This window comes from Pseudoxanthomonas sp. GW835-FHT14C01, assembly GCF_058793715.1.
This window is the reverse complement of record NZ_JBXAGB010000001.1, coordinates 915,835-934,959: the sequence shown is the minus strand read 5'-3', so window position 1 is coordinate 934,959 and position 19,125 is coordinate 915,835. Positions and strand designations below refer to the sequence as shown.

13 protein-coding genes and 1 riboswitch are annotated in these 19,125 nt (G+C 67.8%); of the genes, 7 read left to right on the top strand and 6 right to left on the bottom strand.

Annotated elements, in window-relative coordinates; translation table 11 throughout:
* Positions 1–43 precede the first annotated feature (43 nt).
* Positions 44–1,387: an APC family permease gene (locus AC1Q5B_RS04095; protein WP_492630448.1), complete on the top strand. Its 1,344-nt coding sequence runs from the start codon at positions 44–46 to the stop codon at positions 1,385–1,387.
* Positions 1,388–1,515: 128 nt separating this feature from the next.
* Here AC1Q5B_RS04095 and purU read toward each other — a convergent pair whose 3' ends face one another.
* Both purU and AC1Q5B_RS04085 read right to left on the bottom strand, forming a co-directional pair.
* Entirely contained in the window at positions 1,516–2,367 is an 852-nt protein-coding gene (gene purU, locus AC1Q5B_RS04090; protein WP_492630447.1) for a formyltetrahydrofolate deformylase, read from the bottom strand.
* A 14-nt stretch (positions 2,368–2,381) separates the two neighbouring features.
* Positions 2,382–2,699, bottom strand: coding sequence for a hypothetical protein (locus tag AC1Q5B_RS04085; protein WP_492630446.1), 318 nt, complete (start codon positions 2,697–2,699; stop codon positions 2,382–2,384).
* A 95-nt stretch (positions 2,700–2,794) separates the two neighbouring features.
* On the opposite strand from AC1Q5B_RS04085, the gene AC1Q5B_RS04080 reads away from it, so the two are divergent.
* The gene (locus AC1Q5B_RS04080) at positions 2,795–3,853 is read left to right on the top strand and encodes a linear amide C-N hydrolase (protein ID WP_492630445.1); all 1,059 of its coding nucleotides are present in this window, start codon (positions 2,795–2,797) and stop codon (positions 3,851–3,853) included.
* Here the strand turns inward: AC1Q5B_RS04080 and AC1Q5B_RS04075 are convergent, their stop codons facing one another.
* A complete protein-coding gene (locus AC1Q5B_RS04075; protein WP_492630444.1) occupies positions 3,854–5,116 on the bottom strand; it encodes a serine hydrolase domain-containing protein in 1,263 nt (420 codons plus the stop codon).
* Between the two features lie 301 nt (positions 5,117–5,417).
* Between AC1Q5B_RS04075 and AC1Q5B_RS04070 the strand changes: the two genes are divergently transcribed.
* The 4 genes from AC1Q5B_RS04070 to AC1Q5B_RS04055 all read left to right on the top strand — a co-directional run bounded on the left by AC1Q5B_RS04070 (position 5,418) and on the right by AC1Q5B_RS04055 (position 14,516).
* Positions 5,418–7,850 carry a prealbumin-like fold domain-containing protein gene (locus tag AC1Q5B_RS04070; protein WP_492630443.1) on the top strand — a complete coding sequence of 811 codons (2,433 nt, stop codon included), beginning with the start codon at positions 5,418–5,420 and terminating at the stop codon, positions 7,848–7,850.
* 253 nt (positions 7,851–8,103) lie between these two features.
* Positions 8,104–11,022: a hypothetical protein gene (locus tag AC1Q5B_RS04065; protein WP_492630442.1), complete on the top strand. Its 2,919-nt coding sequence runs from the start codon at positions 8,104–8,106 to the stop codon at positions 11,020–11,022.
* Positions 11,023–11,063: 41 nt separating this feature from the next.
* Positions 11,064–11,294, top strand: a riboswitch (cobalamin riboswitch).
* A gap of 198 nt (positions 11,295–11,492) precedes the next feature.
* Positions 11,493–13,784 carry a 5-methyltetrahydropteroyltriglutamate--homocysteine S-methyltransferase gene (metE, locus tag AC1Q5B_RS04060; protein WP_492630441.1) on the top strand — a complete coding sequence of 764 codons (2,292 nt, stop codon included), beginning with the start codon at positions 11,493–11,495 and terminating at the stop codon, positions 13,782–13,784.
* 69 nt (positions 13,785–13,853) lie between these two features.
* Positions 13,854–14,516 carry a nicotinamidase gene (locus tag AC1Q5B_RS04055; protein WP_492630440.1) on the top strand — a complete coding sequence of 221 codons (663 nt, stop codon included), beginning with the start codon at positions 13,854–13,856 and terminating at the stop codon, positions 14,514–14,516.
* Between the two features lie 122 nt (positions 14,517–14,638).
* Here the strand turns inward: AC1Q5B_RS04055 and AC1Q5B_RS04050 are convergent, their stop codons facing one another.
* From AC1Q5B_RS04050 to AC1Q5B_RS04040, 3 genes are all read right to left on the bottom strand, one after another.
* Positions 14,639–16,180 carry a S1C family serine protease gene (locus tag AC1Q5B_RS04050; RefSeq protein ID WP_492630439.1) on the bottom strand — a complete coding sequence of 514 codons (1,542 nt, stop codon included), beginning with the start codon at positions 16,178–16,180 and terminating at the stop codon, positions 14,639–14,641.
* A 95-nt stretch (positions 16,181–16,275) separates the two neighbouring features.
* Positions 16,276–16,689: an acyl-CoA thioesterase gene (locus AC1Q5B_RS04045; protein ID WP_492630438.1), complete on the bottom strand. Its 414-nt coding sequence runs from the start codon at positions 16,687–16,689 to the stop codon at positions 16,276–16,278.
* Between the two features lie 367 nt (positions 16,690–17,056).
* Complete coding sequence (locus AC1Q5B_RS04040; protein ID WP_492630437.1) at positions 17,057–17,500, bottom strand: hypothetical protein; 444 nt, start codon at positions 17,498–17,500, stop codon at positions 17,057–17,059.
* A gap of 143 nt (positions 17,501–17,643) precedes the next feature.
* On the opposite strand from AC1Q5B_RS04040, the gene AC1Q5B_RS04035 reads away from it, so the two are divergent.
* The gene (locus AC1Q5B_RS04035; RefSeq protein ID WP_492630436.1) at positions 17,644–19,008 is read left to right on the top strand and encodes a S9 family peptidase; all 1,365 of its coding nucleotides are present in this window, start codon (positions 17,644–17,646) and stop codon (positions 19,006–19,008) included.
* Positions 19,009–19,125: the final 117 nt, after the last annotated feature.

Below are 19,125 nucleotides of genomic sequence, written 5' to 3'. Positions count from 1 at the left end.
GGCGCGGGCGCGTGGCAGGCTCGCAGGCCGCCGACGAACCCGCATGCCCATGACCCGCGACGCCGATGCTGTTCCCTCCCGCCCGTTGCAGGGCGATGCCGCGCTGTTGCGTGCGGTCGGCAGCCTGGCGCTGGCGGCGGCGGTCATCAACATCATCGTCGGCGGCGGCATCTTCAAGATGCCGGCGGCACTATCGTCGCAGGTCGGCGCCGCCGCGCCGCTCGCCCTGCTTGCCGGCGCGCTGGTGATGGTGCCGGTGGCGCTGTGCTTCGCCGCCATCGGCAGCCGTGCCTCGGCCACCGGTGGCCCGTACACCTACGTGAGCGCGGTGTTCGGCACGCTGCCGGGCTTCCTTGCCGGTGCGCTGATGTGGATCTGCAATGTCGCTTCCAGTGCCGGCGTCGCGGCCGCCCTGTCGCTGCAGGCCGCCAGTCTCTGGCCGGTCTTCGATGCGCCGCTGCCGCGCACGCTGCTGCTGGTGGGCGTGTACGCCGCGATCTACGTGCTCAATGCGTTCGGCGTGAAGCTGGGCGCGCGTGCGGTGATGACGCTGGCCACGCTCAAGCTGGTGCCGCTGTTCCTGCTGGTGGTCGTGGGCCTGGCCTTCGTCGACACCACGCAGGTCAGCTTCGCGTTCACCGACGTGCCTTCCTGGTCCGCGTTGGGCGCGGCGATGGTGATGGTGGTGTTCGCCTATTCCGGCGTGGAGACCGCCCTGATTCCCGGCGGCGAGGTGCGCGACCCGTCGCGCAGCGTGCCGCGCGCGGCGCTCAGCGCGATCCTGCTGGTGGTGCTTCTGTACCTTGGCCTGCAGATCGTCTGCCAGGGCGTGCTGGGTCCGTCGCTCGCGAGCAGCAGTGTGCCGATCGCCGAAACCGCGGGCCGGCTGTGGGATCCGGCACGCATCGCGCTGCTGGTGACGGCCTGCATTTCGATGGCGGGTTTTCTGCTCGGCAACCTGCTGGGTTCATCGCGGCTGCTGTTCGCGCTGGGTCGCGACGGTTACCTCCCGCAAGCGTTCGGCCGCGTCAGCGCCACCCATCGCGTGCCGCTGCTGGCCCTGGCCGCGCACGCCGGGATCGCCTGCGTGCTGGCGGTGCTGGGCAACTTCGAAGCGCTGGTGCTGATCTCCGGCGGCGCCGTCTGCCTGGTCTACGTGATGGTGTGCGTCGCGGCATGGCGTGCGCAGCGCAGCGACCTGCGCGAACGCGGCACGCCGTTCGTGCTGCGTGGCGGCCCGCTGGTACCCGGCCTGGCCGTCGTCGGCATGCTCGCCATCCTCACCACGCTCAGCGCGCGCGAATGGACGGCGATCGGCGTGGCGGTGGTGGTGCTGGCGATCGTGTATGCGGCGCTGGTCGGGCTGCGGCGGCGCGTGGCCAGCTGAGACGAGGTGGGTAGCTTGTTGTGGGAGCGACGTAAGTCGCGAGCTTTTTGGTGTCAGAGGAAGAGCTCGCGACTTACGTCGCTCCCACACCGACTATCCCTGCACCGTTATCCCGATGCCGGTAAGGCTTACCGGAACACCACCGTCCGGTGCCCGTTCAGCAGGATGCGGTGTTCCACATGCCGGCGCACCGCGCGCGCCAGCACCAGCGATTCGATGTCGCTGCCCATGCGAACCAGTTCCTTCGGCGTCATCGCGTGGTCCACGCGGGCGACGTCCTGTTCGATGATCGGGCCTTCATCGAGGTCGCGCGTCACGTAGTGCGCGGTGGCGCCGATGATCTTGACGCCGCGCTGGTGCGCCTGGTGGTACGGCTTCGCGCCCTTGAAGCTGGGCAGGAAGCTGTGGTGGATGTTGATCGCACGGCCGGCCAGCGCGTCGCACAGGTCGGGCGAGAGGATCTGCATGTAGCGCGCCAATACGACCAGGTCGATCTGTTCGCGTTCGACCAAGTCGACGATATGACGCTCCTGCTCGGCCCGGTTGCCTGCCGACACCGGCAGGTGATGGAAGGCCACGCCGTAGGATTGCGCGAGCGGCGCGAAATCGGGGTGGTTGGAGGCGATGCAGGCGATCTCCACCGGCAGCTGCCGGCTGTGTACGCGGAACAGCAGGTCGTTGAGGCAGTGGCCCTGCCTGCTCACCAGCACCAGCAGACGCGCCTTGCGGCGGGCGTCGTGGATCCGCCAGTCCATGTTGAAGACGTCCGCCAGCGAGGCGAAGGCCTCCTGCAGCACGTCGATCTCGGCGGTCCCCGGCACATCGAAATGCACGCGCAGGAAGAACCGCCCCGACTCCTCGTCGCCGAACTGCTGCGCATCGAGGATGTTGCAGCCGGATTCGTACAGCAGGCCGGTGACGCGGTAGACGATGCCGGTGGTGTCCGGACAGGAGAGGGTGAGGATGTGGTCGTGGCGCATCGGTGGGGGCAGGACTATTCGCAGCGGGCGGCGGTGATGCGGTTCTGCGCGTCGATGTAGACGCGCAGGCGGTCGCTGCGTGTGTCGTGCTTCACCGCGGTGGTGGGGCCGATCGGATTGACCAGGCCGGCACCGCTTTCGCTCGACAGGCGCTTCAGCGTGGCCTCGTCGGCGGTCTGGCCGACGGCCCAACCCAGCGCGGCATCGCGGCATTGGCCGTTGCCGGCGACCTGCGGGCCCGGCGTGCTGACACAGGCGGATAGCGTGATCGCGGCGATGGCCAGCATCGGCACACGGGTGGACGAACGGTGCGGCAGCGGGAGCGTGGCCATGGCAGCATCTCGGGGGGCTGAGGTTCGCTGTTTAACACACCCGCGGCACGTCCGCCCATCCTGCTTCGCCTGTTCCCATCCGCACGGAGACCGCCATGGATCGTCGCTTCGTCCTGCCACTCGCGTTGGCCGCCACCCTGCTGTCCTCGCTGATCGCCCCTTCCGCCGATGCCTGCACGCGCCTGGTGTACCTGGGCGCCAACGACGACGTCATCACCGCCCGTTCGATGGACTGGAGGAACGACGTGGCGACCAACCTGTGGATCTTCCCGCGCGGCATGGCGCGCAGCGGGCAGGCCGGGCCGAACTCGGTGACATGGACCTCGAAGTACGGCAGCGTCATCGCCACCGGCTACGACATCTCCACCACCGACGGCATGAACGAAGCCGGCCTGATGGCCAACGTGCTGTGGCTGGTCGAATCCGAGTACCCGGCCTACGACGGACGCGGTCCGGGACTGAGCATCGCGGCGTGGGCGCAGTACGCGCTGGACAACTACGGCAGCGTCGGCGAGGCCGTCGACGCGCTGCGCAGGCAGCCTTTCACCGTGGTGACCGCCAACGTGCCCGGGGAGGACCGCCTGACCACGCTGCACCTGTCGCTGTCCGATGCCAGCGGCGACAGCGCCATCATCGAATACATCGGCGGCAGGCAGGTGATCCACCATGGCCGCCAGTACCAGGTGATGACCAACTCGCCGGTGTTCGACCAGCAGCTCGCGCTCAACGCGTACTGGAAGCAGATCGGCGGCACGGTGATGCTGCCGGGGACGAATCGCGCCTCGGACCGCTTCGCGCGCGCCTCGTTCTACGTCAACGCGATCCCGAAGGCGGAAGATCCGGTGAAGGCGCTGGCCAGCGTCTTCAGCGTGATCCGCAACGCCTCGGTGCCGTTCGGCATCAATACGCCGGAAGAACCCAACATTTCCTCGACCCGCTGGCGCACCGTCGCCGACCACAAGCGCATGCTGTACTTCTTCGAATCCGCGTTGACGCCCAACACCTTCTGGGTCAACCTGAAGGACATCGACTTCTCGAAGCAGACCGGCAAGGTGATGAAGCTCGACCTCGGCCCTGACCAGCGCAACGTGTTCGCCGGCAATGCGGTGAAGGATTTCAAGGCGGCCGAGCCGTTCGTGTTCCAGGGCCTGTAGTCAGAGATCGAACGCCAGCAGGTCGTGCCCGGTCGCGGCGCGCACCACGCGCCGGTACAGCACGTTGCCGCTGCCGCCGTTGGTCAGTGCGACGAGTGCGCGCTGGCCGCGGGCGTCGCCCAGCGCGAAGTTCTTGAAGATGCCGCCGTTGCTGCCCGAGTGGTAGAACACCGGGCCGCGCGGCGTGGCCTCCAGGTTCCAGCCCAGGCCTTTGTCGGTCCATCGGCCGGGTACGTCGATCTGCTTCGTCAGCATCGCGGTGCGTGTCGCTTCCGCGATCTGCCAGGGTTCCCGTTGCCTGCGCACCATCAGCGCCATGAAGCGCGCGTAGTCGGTCGGCGTGGTGCGCAGGCTCGCGGCGGCATTGGCGAGGAGGTCGCCCGCCCAGTTCACCAGGCCCTTCGGCGTGATCGCCTGCACCTCCGGCAGTGCGCGCTCGGCGTCGGCGTAGCGCCATGACGACAGCGGCTTGCCCCAGCGCTCGGCGACGGTCTGCGCGGCGTTCCAGGTGTCGCGCAGCATCTGCGGCGGCATGCCGGTGCCCTCGTCCTCGACGGCGCGATGGCCGTAGACGGAGCGCCTGGCCAGATCGGTGCTCCACGTGTAGCTGCTGTCGCGCATGCCGGCCGGGCCGAACAGCAGGCGCTGCATCGATTCGTCGAGGCTTTCGCCCGTGAGTTTCTCGACCACCAGCTGCAACCAGAAGATCGCTTCCCCGGAGTAGTCGATGCGCGTGCCGGGCTTTACCGCCGGCACCAGCGTCTCGTTCGCCGGGTCCTTGCGCCAGTTCGGCATGCCCGTGGAGTGGCGCAGCACGTCCCGCGCGGTGACCAGGTCCACCCACGGGTGGTCGGCCAGGTAATCCAGGCGCCGGTAGCGCACCAGGGGTGTATCGAGATCGATCACGCCCTGGTCGGCGAGCTGCAAGGCCAGGTAGGCGAACACGGGCTTGCTCAGCGAGGCATCTTCGAACAGCGTGTCGTCCGCCACCGGCGCCCGCGTCTCGGCATTCAGTACACCGAGGTTGCGCGACCACACCACCTCGCCCCGTTCCACCACCGCCATGCCGATGGCCGGCACGCGCAACGCCTGCATCAGCCGCGGCAGGTCGGCGAGGAAATCGTCGGGAGGAATCCAGCCTGCGGCGTCATCGCAAGCGGCGGCGCGGGCTGCGTGTGGCCAGGCGGTCATTGCCAGCGGCGACAGGGCGGCGGCCTTCAGCCAATGGCGGCGCGGAAGCGAGGTAGGCAACGAGGGCTTCATTCGGTCGGAATCCGGGACGGCAACGGGCATACAGGATGACGAACGAGGGGAGGAAACCCCGTCCCGCCATCGATGCCGTGCATGGTGTCCGGCGTCATGGCGCGATCAGGATGCCGCGACGGCAAAGGTGATGCGGCCCGCGGTCCGGAGCGCGAGCGTGCGCTGTGCGGACCAGTCCGCATCTGGTCTGCCGGGTCGCGAGATCCGGCTGCGATCTCTGAAGGTACCCGTGGACAGTCCCTGTCATCCCTGCGGGGCGGACCGGTGCTGCCGCAGATGGTCATGCCTGGATGTTCCGGGGATGAAGAACGCGACGGGAACCACGTCGGGACAGTTCGCGTGGCCGGATTCACACGACGTGTCGAAGCGGTGTTCGCGTTCCGATCTCCTGCGGAGACATTGCAACGAGAAGAAGTGCACAGGGCATGGCCGGGAGCGCCGTCCTCCGGTGGTGATCCTCGGTGGGTCGCCGGATTGCCGCTGGCCAGTCACGTCGCCATCGACGACGCAGGACGGCGGCACATCACCTCACATCCGATATGCGGATGTCCGGTTATGGGCGCGTGTCACGACAAAACCTCGCACCTTCCTGCTTCGAGGCACGGACGGTGCTGCGGCGGGCTTCACCGATGTCGATCAGGGCCGCAGGGACTGTGGGGCAGCCGGCGGGGCCGCATCGATGCGGCCCCGGATCGGGAGGAGTGAAGTGAAATCAGTTGAGACGGGAGACGATCGGATGTCTGCGGAAAAGCGAATGATGGCCGCTTGGCTGGCGGTGCTGCTTCTGTCAGGAAGTTATGCCGGTCATGCGCAAGCGCAGCAGTGCTCTTCGGGCACGTACAAGGCGTTCTCGGCGCTGAGCGGACAGGCCGGCGACAGCGCGACACTGATCAATGGCAGCAATACCTACGTGGGTGCGTCGCGTCTGCGGGTATCGAACACGGCGACCGGTGGCGCGACATTCTCCAACGACAGCATCGACGACAACCACTACGCATCCAAGCCCGGCATACGGATCGGGCAGAGAAACACCAGCGCTTCCGCGCAGCTGGTGACCGCGTTCGATTTCCGGGAACCGGGCAATCTGTCGGTCTATCGCCCGGTCGCCAACCTCACGATACGGTTGCACGACATCGATGCCGGCGACAGCGTGATCGTCAATGCCTACAACCAGAATGGCACCCTGATCAACCTGACATCCGCCAACTATTCGTTCGACAACAGCGACGGCACCTCCTATGTTTCTTACGCGGGGAGCAACAGGTTCACCTCGCCCAACACGGTGGATTCACCGAGCAACCAGCGCCGCGGCACGGTCAACCTGAGTTTTTCCGGCCTGCAGGTGCGCCGCATCGAGTTCCGCTACTACGATGCGACCACGGGCGGCAGCTACACCATTGCCGAACTCTACGGTTGCAGCGTGCCGCTGACCTTGTACAAGGTCACCCGTCCCGTTTCCGGCGGTTCGTTCGGCTTCACCCTGGTCAATACCACGCGCATCACCGCGTCGGTGACGACCTCTTCTGCGGGCACGCCCACACAGGTGGATGGCAACGCTGCGTCCGGCATGCAGCCATTCACCGTCGCGACACCGGGCAGTGCGGTCACCATCAACGAAAGCACGATCCCGTCCGGCTGGTCCCTGGCCGACGCTACATGCTCGAACGACGCAGGCACCGTCATCGGCAGCCGGAACGGCAACAGCTACATCCTACCTGCGGCCAGCACGGCCGCAGGCGAGGCGTTGACCTGCACCTTCACCAATTCGCGGACGGCGCTTCGTCTGCAGAAGGCATTGCCGCACGGACGGGCGGCGGCCACCGACCAGTTCACGCTGTCCATCGCCGGGACCGGCGCGCCAGCGGCGGTGACCACGACGGGCACGGGCAGCACCGCGACGGGCGCGGTGGCGCACACGACGGCCACCGCCGGATCCGCCTACACGCTGTCCGAAAGTGGGGCGGCAGGTGCGAGTCTCACGCGCTACACGACCACCTACAGCTGCACCAATACGCGCCCGGGCGGACAAACACCCAGTGGCAGCGGAACCTCCTTCACGGTGACGCCAGTGGCAGGCGATGACCTGACGTGTACTTTCAGCAATGCGCGAAAGCCCCAGCTCACGCTGATCAAGACGGTGACGAACGACAACGGCGGTACGCAACCAGCGACCGCGTGGACGTTGAGCGCCACGGGCCCCACCTCGATCAGTGGTGCGACCGGCTCCGCCGCAGTGACCCAGGCATCAGTCAGTCCCGGCACGTACACGTTGTCCGAAAGCACGCTGCCGGCAGGCTATTCGGCCACGCCCTACAGCTGCGCCATCAATGGCGGCGTGCCGGCCAGCGGCAACGGCATCACGCTCGCGATGGGCGACACGGCCGTCTGCACCATCCACAACGATGACAGCAACGAGACCGACATCTCGATCGCGAAGGCCGCCACGCGCGATGACGTGGTTTCGGGCGGGCTGGTGAGCTTCTCGCTGGTGGCGAGGAATCTTGGCCCGGCCGCGGCAGATGGCGCAGTGCTGCGCGATCCGGCGGTCGCGGGCCTGGACTGCCTGGAAGCCGGTTTGCCGGCGCCGACCTGCGCTGCGTCGGGCAGTGCTGCATGTCCGGCATCGCTGACGGCCGCCGGCCTGCAGTCGGGGGTCGCCGTCCCGACGCTTCCCAGTGGCGGCGAGGTCATCGTTGGACTTACGTGCAGGGTCACCGCCACGGGTGTTCCTTGAGCGATCTTGGCGTGTCGGGTCGCTGCACGATCATTGCCGTCGCCGTCCTCGGATGGCAGTCGCCGGAATGACGTGCAAGCCGAATGCCGCATTCCATCCGAGAGATCGAGTCCAGCGGTGTGCGGGCGCCGCCCCCTTGAGTGGATGACCTGTTCCCGTTCCGCATCCCGATATTCCCTACCGTTCCCCGCGACTTCCAGAGCGGAGAGGGCGTCGCCGAGACGCGATGCGGGACTTATTTCAGGGGAATGTGATGAGAAAGGCGGCCGAATACATCCTGGACGGAATGCGGTTTGCATGGTGGCATCCACGGGCGAGCCGACGCATGCGTACCGCTCTCGGGGACTCTTCGCTGATCGCGATGGGTGTCGAGGGGAAGAAGCGCAGGGAGAGCGGTGGCTCCGGCGTCCAGACGGACCGGCTGGTGCGTCCGGGATCGTCGCGGTTGGCATTCGCCCGCTGCGCCATGTTGTTGCTAGGGGGCCTGCTGGGCTCCATCAATGTGCAGGCGCAGACCGCCACTTATTCCCACGGCAATAGCGCAACCGCCACCGGTTCGGGTACGAGCGGCACGCCATCACTGAGCTTCAACGTCCAGGCGGGGCAGAACCGCGTGGTATTCATCAATGCCGCGTTCGAGCGCGAGCATTGCAGCAACAGCCGCGATATCGGCCAGGAAGACAGTTGCAGCCGGCAGGTCAACTGGGCGTCACGGAACCTCGTCAGTACCAGTGGCGCCAGTGCGCAGGTCACCTTCAGGGTCGCCGGCGCGGGCGGCTCTCTGACACTGCAGAATCCGGTGGGAAGCAGCGAGGGCGACCTGTACTTCGCCTATCTCCACCGGTCCCTGACGGCCTTCGACATTCCCGAAACCGTATTTTCGGCGGAGACATACGCCATCGTGCTCTACGAGCACCAGTTGCGCAGCTTGCTGGGCGGTACGGGCGCGGGCACGTTGACCATCACCCTGCCGACGTCCGGTTTGAATGCCCCCCGACGCGCGGGTGACGAGGCGTTGCTCTCCGCATTGCAGTTCAACCATGTCCACCAGCGCTGGGACGCAGGCGAGGACAATGGCGTGGTGCGTTCGGCGCTTGCGTTTGACACGTGCGGCGGCACATCGCTGGGCACCTATTTCGGCGGCGCGGCCAGCAGCAACTGGGTCTGTCCCATGGGAGGCGCGGCAACAGCCTACGACTGGGGGCAAGAGCCGGACACCGGCGATGGCCTGCTGCAGTTCGGCTGGAACGGTTACTCCTCAAGCAGCAGTCAGCACGGTTTTGCAGCCAGGAGCGGATCCACCGACGTACTCACTCCGTCGGTGCTCAACGCCAACACCGGCACATGGTTGGGAGGTACCGAGCCGGATGGCTTCAGTACCGTCTATCGATGGACGACCAGTGGCGTGGGGAGCGGCGCGCCCGCGATGACCGCGCGCGCGCCCTCCGGCACCACCGGCGGCATGTGGCTTGGCTACACCATCCGCCACGCGATCCTGGATCTGTCCATTACCAAGACCGATGGCATCACTTCAATGCTGCCGGGTGCCAGCACCACCTACACCATCGTGGTGACCAACAATGACTACGATGGCATCAGGGCCTACGCCGACGGCGCGGTGGTGCGGGATCCAGCTGCTACGGGCCTGACCAAGACAGCCGTCAGCTGTACGGCCTCGGATGGCGCGGTGTGCCCGTCGGGCCTGACGATCGCCTCGCTGGAAAGTGGTGCCACCATCTCCTCCTTCCCGCCCGGCGGCAGCCTGAGCTTCAGCGTCACCGCCACGGCAGGGACCGGGGCCGCGGGCAGTGTGACGAACACGGCGACGGTCACGGCGCCGTCGGGCTATACCGACGGCGATACGAGCAACAACACCGCCAGCGACACCAACACACTGGTCATTCCGCTCACGCTGCAGAAGACCTGGGCCAATGCCACGGTCAACGATGCGGTGAGGCTTACCTTGACCGGCTCGCCCGCACCGAATGGTGGCGCGACCCTGAATGCCGTAGCGAACACGGCGAACGAAACGGATACCGGCACGACACCTTACGGTGTGGTGGCCGGGCGTACCTACACCATCACCGAACTCTTCACCACGGGTACGGCGACGGGCTATACCAAGGCACTGACCTGTACCGGCAACACCGGCACCGGTAGCACGCTCAACTACACGGCCAATGCGCTCAGCGGCACGATCACCATCGGCAACACCGCCACGGCCATCACCTGCACCTTTACCAACACCGCTGGTCCGCGGCTCACGTTGATCAAGACGGTGACCAACGACGATGGCGGCACCCAGTTGCCGACCGCGTGGACGTTGAGCGCCACGGGCCCCACCACTATCACCGGTGCGACCGGCTCGGCCGCGGTGACCAATGCCGCGGTGAGTCCCGGCATGTACACGCTGTCGGAAAGCGCGCTGCCCGCAGGCTATTCGTCCACGCCCTACCGTTGTGCCGTCAACGGCGGCGCGGCGGTGTCGGGCAACAGCATCGTGCTGGCGGCGGGCGACACGGCAATCTGCACCATCAACAACAACGACAACCCGGCCCGGCTGACGCTGGTCAAGACGGTAACCAACGACAACGGCGGCACGCAGCCGGCGGCGGCGTGGACGCTGTCGGCGGCAGGTCCGACCGCTATCAGTGGTGCCACCGGCACGGCGGCCGTGACCAGTGCCGTGGTGGAGCCGGGCACGTACACGCTGTCGGAGAGCGCCACGCCGACCGGCTACGTCGCCAGCCTCTACAGCTGTGCGATCAACGGCGGCGCGGCGGTGTCGGGCAACAGCATCACCCTGGCCGCCGGTGACGCCGCGACCTGCACGATCCATAACGACGACAGCAACCAGGCCGACGTGCGGATCGAGAAGAGCGCATTACCTTCCATCGCGGCCTCGGGTGGGCAAGTGGCGTTCACGCTCGTGGTGACCAACGAGGGACCGGCTGCCGCGCATGGCGCGGTCGTGAGGGATCCGGCCGTGGCGGGACTGGACTGCGCCGCGGCGGGGCTGCCCGCACCGACGTGCTCGGCGACGGGCAGCGCCGCGTGTCCCGCATCGCTGACGGCCAGCGGTCTGCAGTCGGGTGTCGCCATTCCCGCGCTCCCCAACGGCGGTGTCGTCACCATCGGCCTGACCTGCAATGTCACTGCCAGCGGATTCTGAGCCGCGCCGCGCTACTGCTTGACGCCCTCGCGTCCCGGGCGTAACGTGCGCACCGCCAAGGTTTCCATCGCTTCATCCGAATGAAGCGATGGAATTAAAAGGGAAGCCGGTGCGGCCTGTTCGATGGGCCTATTCCGGCGCTGCCCCGCAGCGGTATTTGGGAACGACCCCGCCACACAGCACTGAGGTTCTGCCTCGGGAAGCGGCGGGTAGGTGAGGCGCCTCGCCTCAAGCCCATGAGCCCGAAGACCTGCCCTGGCCGGAGGACACGACCGTCTTCCGACTGACCTGGAGCTTCCGAGGGGAGGTGGCCGGAGCCCGTGTCCGCGCAAGCCTGCCCGGACGCGTCCTCCTGCGCCCGACTTCGGCACTCCGGCTCGCCCGCGGGGGCGAAGGTCGCTGGCGTGGCGGGCTGCGGTCCGGCGCGCGGTTCCTTCGTTCCTCATCCGCCACGCATGAGGACACGCACCATGACCACCGTTACCACCCTCGGCTTCCCGCGCATCGGCGCGAAGCGCGAACTGAAGGCCGCCCTGGAAAGTTACTGGCGCGGCGACACCACTGCCGAAGACCTGCAGCACACCGCGCGCGACCTGCGCCATCGCCACTGGCAGTTGCAACGCGAGGCCGGCGCCGACGTCGTGCCGTGCAACGACTTCGCGCTGTACGACCACGTGCTCGACACCGCCTTTCTGTTCGATGCGATTCCCGACGCGTATCGCGCGCTGGCGGACGCCGATCCGCTGGCTGGTTACTTCGCGCTCGCGCGCGGCGTGCAGCGCGACGGGACCGACCTGCGCGCGCTGGAAATGACCAAGTGGTTCGACACCAACTACCACTACCTGGTGCCGGAACTGCACGCCGGGCAGACGTTCCGCCTGCGCGGCGACAAGCCGGTGGCGGAATTCCTGGAAGCGCGTGCCGCGGGCAACGCCGCCCGTCCGGTGCTGCTCGGGCCGGTGAGCTTCCTGCTGCTGGCGAAGAGCGTGGACGGCAGCGACCGTCTCGCACTGCTCGACCGGTTGCTGCCCGTCTATGCCGAGCTGCTGGCGACGCTGCACGCCGCCGGGGCGGCATGGGTGCAGATCGACGAGCCTTGCCTGGTGCTCGACCTCGATGACGCGGCGCGCGCGGCGTATCTGAAGGCGTACGCGACGCTGGCGAAAGGCGTGCGACCGTCGCTGATGCTGGCCACGTACTTCGGCCGCCTCGGCGACAACCTGCCGCTGGCGTGCGCATTGCCGGTGGACGGCCTGCATGTCGACCTGGTGCGCGGCAAGGAGCAACTCGACGAGGTACTGAAGCAGCTGCCGAAGGGGCGCGTATTGTCTGCGGGCCTGGTGGACGGCCGCAACATCTGGCGCACGAATCTCGACAACGCCCTGATTCTCGCGAAGTACGCGCAGGGCCATGTGGGCGCCCATGCCTTGTGGCTGTCGCCGTCGTGCTCGCTGCTGCACGTGCCGGTCGATGTCACCGGCGAGAGGACGCTGCCGTCGGACCTCAAGTCGTGGCTGGCCTTCGCGCGGCAGAAAATCGAGGAGCTGCGGCTGCTCGCCGATGCGCTACGCGACCCGCGCGGTGCCGATGCCGACCTCGCACTCGCGCGCGACCGCATCGAATCGCGTCGGCAGTCCGCGCGCGTGCATCGTCCCGGCGTCGCCGCGCGCCTGGCCTCGCCCGAGGCGGGCGACATCGATCGCGACTCGCCGTACGCGCAGCGTCGTCTTGCGCAGGCCGCGCTGCTCCGTCTGCCCGCGTATCCCACCACCACCATCGGCTCGTTCCCGCAGACGCATGACGTCCGGGAGGCGCGGGCACGCAACAAGCGCGGCAAGCTGTCCGACGCCGACTACGATGCGTTCCTGCGCGAAGAGACCGAACGCTGCGTGCGCTTCCAGGAGGAGATCGGCATCGACGTGCTGGTGCACGGCGAGTTCGAGCGCAACGACATGGTGGAGTACTTCGGCGAACAGCTCGACGGCTTCGCCTTCACCGGGAATGGTTGGGTACAGAGCTACGGCTCGCGCTGCGTGAAGCCGCCGGTGATCTACGGCGACGTATCGCGTCCCGCGCCGATGACGGTGCGCTGGTCGCAGTACGCGCAGTCGCTGACCGACCGGCCGATGAAGGGCATGCTGACCGGCCCGGTGACGGTGCTGCAGTGGTCGTTCGTGCGCGACGACCAGGCGCGGGCGCAGACCTGCCGGCAGATCGCGCTCGCGTTGCGCGACGAAGTGCTGGACCTGGAAGCGGCCGGCATCCGCGTCATCCAGATCGACGAGCCGGCGTTGCGCGAAGGCCTGCCGCTGCGTCGCGCCGACTGGCAGGCGTATCTGGACTGGGCGGTCGAATGCTTCCGCATCAGCGCGGCCGGCGTGGCCGACGACACCCAGGTGCACACCCACATGTGCTACTCCGAGTTCAACGACATCATCGACGCGGTGGCGGCGATGGACGCCGACGTGATCTCGATAGAAACCTCGCGCTCGCGGATGGAACTGCTGGAGGCGTTCGTGAAGTTCCGCTATCCCAACGAGATCGGGCCCGGCGTGTACGACATCCACTCGCCGCGCATTCCCACCGGCGGGGAGATGATCGGCCTGCTGGAGAAGGCGCGCGCGGTGCTGGCGCCCGAGCAGATCTGGGTGAACCCGGACTGCGGACTGAAGACGCGCGGCTGGCCGGAAGTGCGCGAAGCGCTGACGCGGATGGTCGCGGCAGCGCAGGCGATGCGCAACGGACTGGTGCGCGCGGCGTAACGGCAGCGAATCGACACGCCGTACCTTGCGCGAAGGCAGGGCAATCGGGAGCGACGGCTGCTAGGCTGCATGCCGCCGCTCCCGATCTTCCCTGCCGCCATGCCGACGTCGTTCGCTCCCTCCATCGCCCTGCTGGTCATCGACCTGCAGCCCGACTTCATGCCGGGCGGCGCGCTCGCCTGCCACGACGGCGCCGCCATCGTGCCGGGCATCGCCGCGCTGCTTGCGTCGCGCCACTATGCGACCGTCGTCGCGACGCAGGACTGGCACCCGCCGGGGCATGCGTCATTCGCCTCGAGCCATGCGGGTCGTTCGCCGTTCGACACGATCTCCCTGCACGGGCAACCGCAGGTGCTGTGGCCCGACCATTGCGTGCAGGGCACGTCCGGCGCGGCGCTCGCGGAAGGCGTGGACTGGACACCGGTCGATCTGATGCTGCGCAAGGGCACGCGACCGCAGGTGGATTCGTACAGCGCCTTCCAGGAGAACCACGGACCGGACGGCACCCGGCCGAGCACCGGCCTGGCCGCCTGGTTGCGGGCCCGGGGCATCGAGGAGGTCCACGTCTGCGGCCTGGCGCGCGACTACTGCGTGCTGTGGTCGGCGCAGGATGCGGCAGCCGCGGGCTTCCGCGTGCGGTTCCTGTGGGGTCTCACACGACCGGTCACGCCTTCGGGCGATGCATCGGCAAGGGCGGCGCTCGACGAGGCAGGCATCGCGATAGATCCGTAGGGCGGGATCACGCCCGCCATTGCCATGCCCGCACTCGCGATAGCGTGTACCGGATGCAGCCCTTCGCCCGGAAATCGGAACGCGTGATGGATACGAGGGGGACGGGTGCCCGCCTCGTGCGATCAGGGCCAGGCCAGCGGTGTCGCCACCGCGCCAGCGGCGTTCTGCATGTCCTGCCAACGGCGTTCGGTCTGCTCACGCGAGGCGTTGCAGAACAGGGCGCCGAGCTGGGTGATGTTGCGCAGGCGCTTGATGGCGGTGGCGAAGCAGAAGGTTTCGCCGGGGAAGACGGCATCGTTCGGGAAGCACTTCACCCCGTCGAACGCCCTCCAGCCCGATCCGCTGGCCTGCACGGTTCCCAGCAGCTTCGTCAGGGTCGACGCGAGCGCGCCCGTATCGGCTGGCGCACCCGCGAACTGGCGGACGGGCGCATGCAGCACGATCGGTGGCGCGCGCGTCGTGGACACCTGGGCGACGCAGTAATAATGATCGGGGGCTGCGGCCGTCACCGTCGGTGTCGTGTCGGCCACGGCAACCTGTGGCGTCGCTGGCGCCGGGGTATCGTCGTGCGCGGCGCGGCCAGGCAGCGTGACCACGAGGTCCTGCATGCGACGCTCGCGCCAGACGCGCAGCGTCGTCCCGACTCCCGGTTGCAGCCGGCCGACCGCGCCCGGCAGATCGGCGGGCGAGACCACCGCTTCACCTGCGATCTCCACCACCACATCCATCGGCTTGACGCCGGCCTGCATCGCCGCGCTGCCGGGCAGCACCTCGACGACCCATGCACACTGCGTGGACGGTAGTCCGAGGCCCTGCGCCAGTTCGGGCGAGACGGCGTCGATGCGTACGCCCAGCGTCCCCCTGTTCGCGGGCGCTGTCGCCGCCGGCGTCGGGGTCGTGGCCGCCATGACGGTCGTCGCGGGTTGTCCGCGGGGGAGCCATGCAACCTCGGAATACTTCATGTTGAAGCTTTTCGAGAACCGCACGAGCTGCTGGTACGCGTACTGCGCCTCCCCTGCCGTGTCGTAGGGCATGCAGCTGCCCTGTACCGGCAAGCCGTGCGCCTGGACGACCGACTGGAACTCGATGCCGTAGGCGGATGCCTGTTGGTACATCGCCTCCTGCGTGCGCGTGCCCGGTACCGGCATCGTGAACACACCGCTGGTGACGGTGCGGCTGCGATCGCTACGGTCGGGAATGTCGGTCTGCGTGGCCTGGCAGAGGAAGTGGCGTGTCACCGGCGCCGCGCTGGCGACCTCCGCGACTGGCGCGAAGGGCGCGGGCGTCCATGTGGTCTCGCGCCAGTCGCCGATCTTCACGAAGTAGACGCGCTTGTCCCAGATCGCGCGCTGTTCTTCGCGCAGGGCGGCCGCCTCCGCCGGCGTGGTGGACATCGAACAGCCCTTGTCGCCGCGGCCACCCAGCGTGCCGACGTGGGCAAGGAATTCGCTTGCCAGTTCCATGCTGCGGCGGAAGCCGCCGGGATCTTCGGCACCGTACGCCACCGTGACGACCGGCGATGCCCAGATGGTGGCTTGTGCGTGGCTAGTGTCGCTGACCGTGCAGAACGCGAAGCCCTGCTGCCGAGCGGGTGCGGCCTGTGCATGCGCCAAGCCCGGCAACACGCCGCCGACGGCCAGCGCCAGCATTGCGAAACAACGCATGTTCAACCCCTGTGTTGGTGCCGCCCGGGCGCGGCAAACGTCCCCGCGCCGACACTAACGTGTGGGAACGGGGGCCGCCAATGGGGGAAAAGCGGTCAGGCCTGCGTGGCCGGCGGCAACGGCGGCGCCGGCGTCGGCCGCCCCAGCGGATCCAGCGCGATCATCACGAAGTGGCCGCGCGTGCACAGCTTGCGCTCACCGCTGATCAGGTCTTCGGTGATGACGTCGACGTCCACGCTCATCGAGCTGCGGCCGACCTTGACGATGCGCGCCACCACTTCGACCAGATCGCCCTTGTGGATCGGCTGGTTGAAGTCCACCTGCTCCGAGCGCGCGGTGACCACCGTGGTGCGCGCATAGCGCGAGGCCGCGATGAAGGCCGACATGTCCATCCACGCCAGCGCCTGCCCGCCGAACAGCGTGCCCAGGTGGTTGGTGTGGTCGGGAAAGACCATGTGCAGCAGGCGTGCCTCGGTGGGACGCGCCTCGGCGTTGGGCAGATCGGTCATGGTGAAGCTCCGGTATGCGTACTCCCAGCGTCAGGATAGCGCGGGGATGTTGTGGGTTGGTGTAGGAGCGACGTGAGTCGCGACCGCGACAAAGACGTGCTCGCAGTGCCAGGCGGAGCGGAGACGAACGATGCGCATCGATAACCGATCCATCCGACATCCAGGTGGCTCGAACTCGCGGTCGCGACTCACGTCGCTCCTACGGGAAGCCGCACAGGCCATCGACCAGCGTCGCATTGCACGGCCCGCTCGCCCACGGTTAGTCTTCAGGCATGAAGCCCTACGCCCTTTCCGCGCTCGTCGCGACGCTCGCCTTCCTGCCCCTCGCTCCCCTCTCCGCCAAGGAGGCCATCCAGGCCGAGGACATCTACCGGCTATCGATGGTAACCAACCCGGTCGTCGCCTCGGACGGCAAGCGCGTACTGTTCACCCGGGCCGCGTTCGACCGCGCGCAGGACCGCCGCACAGGCGAGCTGTGGCTCGCCCATCTGGACGACCGGGGCGCGATCGTCGACAGGCGCTTGCTGGTGGCGCGCGACGTCGGTCCGCGCGATGCCGTGTTCTCGCCCGATGGCCGTCGCATCGCGTACGTCGCGACGTCCATCGACAAGCCGCAAATCTTCGTGATGACGCTGGCCGAGGGCGTGGGCCAACCGGTGACGACCGGCGAACTGGCGCCGGGCACGCTGCGCTGGTCGCCCGACGGATCGCGCATCGCCTTCATCGGCAGGGAAGAGGCCAAGCCCGCCTCGATCCCCGGCATGCCGGAGAAGCCGAAGGGCGCCGAGGCGGCGGCGGACGCCAAGATCATCACCGACCTGTTCTGGCGCTTCGACGGTGCCGGCGAGAGCAAGCCCGGCGCGAACCATCTCTATGCGGTGGACGTGGCGACGGCCGCGGTCACGCGCATGAGTCGCGGCGACGAACCAGATCGACAGGACGGGCATCGCCTGGATGCCGGATGGCAGGCATGTGGTCGGCAGCCATACCGTCGACCCGATCAACGGGCCGCTCGAAAGCGATCTCTATCTGTACGACGTCACCGGCAAGGCGCCGAAGCAGCGGCTGACCTCGCGCGCCGGCAGCGAATACGCACCGGAAGTCTCGCCCGATGGCCGTCGCATCGCCTTCGTCGGCAGCGAGGCGTCCACCACTTTCTACGACATGCCGCGGTTGTGGACGACCACACCGACCACGGGCGCGGCCATCGATGCGCTGGCCGCCGACCTCGATCGTCCGGTGGCAGGCATCGCATGGCGCGAGGACAGCGCTGCCCTCCATACGCTGTACTACGATCGGGGCGTGCAACGCATCGCGACCATCGAGGTGGCGAGCGGCATGCGTACCGAGGCCGTCAACGCCGTCGGCGGCACGCGCCTCTACCTGCCCTCGTCGGGCGGACAGTTTTCGGCCGCGCAGGGGACGTTCGCCTACACGACCAGCTTCACCGACCGTCCCGCCGGCCTGGGCGTGAGCCGCGGCCACGGCGAAACCGGTGCGATCGATTTCAACCGCGCGTGGGCCGATAGCAGGACGCCCGCGCGGATCGAGGAAGTGACCGTGGCCAGCCGTGCCGACGGCCTGCCGGTGCAGGGCTGGATCGCGTTCCCGCCCGGCTTCAGCGCGAGCAGACGCTATCCGCTGATCCTGGACATCCACGGCGGGCCGAACACCGACTACGGGCCGTTCTTCTCGATCACCCACAGCCTCTACGCGGCAGCGGGCTACATCGTGGTGTTCGCGAATCCGCGCGGCTCGATCGGTTACGGCGACGCATTCGCCAACGCGATCACCAACGCCTACCCGGGCCAGGATCACGACGACCTGATGTCGATCGTGGACGAGGTGGCGAACCGCCCCTATGTCGACCGCCGGAATCTCTTCATCGGCGGCGGCTCGGGTGGTGGCGTGCTGACCTTGTGGGGCATCGGCAAGGAGCCGGACAAGTTCCGCGCGGCCGTCGCGTTGCGGCCGGTGGTGGACTGGACCGACCAGGTCACCACCGCCGACCTGCCGTCGTTCTTCATGAAGCACTGGATGGGCGCCGCGCCGTGGGACAAGCCCGATCTCTATTTCGCGCGTTCACCCTACAGCCTGGCGGGCCAGGTGAAGACGCCGACCATGCTGATCACCGGCGAGCAGGACTACCGCACGCCGATCAGCCAGACCGAACAGATGTTCGGCGCGCTGAAGCTGCGCGGCGTCGAGGTCGAAATGGTACGCCTGCCGGGCGCAGGCCACGGCATGGGCCGTCCCAGCCAGTGGCTGCAATCGGTGCTGGCGCCGATCGACTTCTTCGACCGGCACAAGGCGAAGTAGCTCCGTTAGGCCTGCGGTCACTGTAGGAGCGACGTGAGTCGCGACCGCACGGATTGAATGGTCCGGAGACCTGAGAGATCTCCGGACAATGAAGCGCTTATCGGATGCGCACCCCTG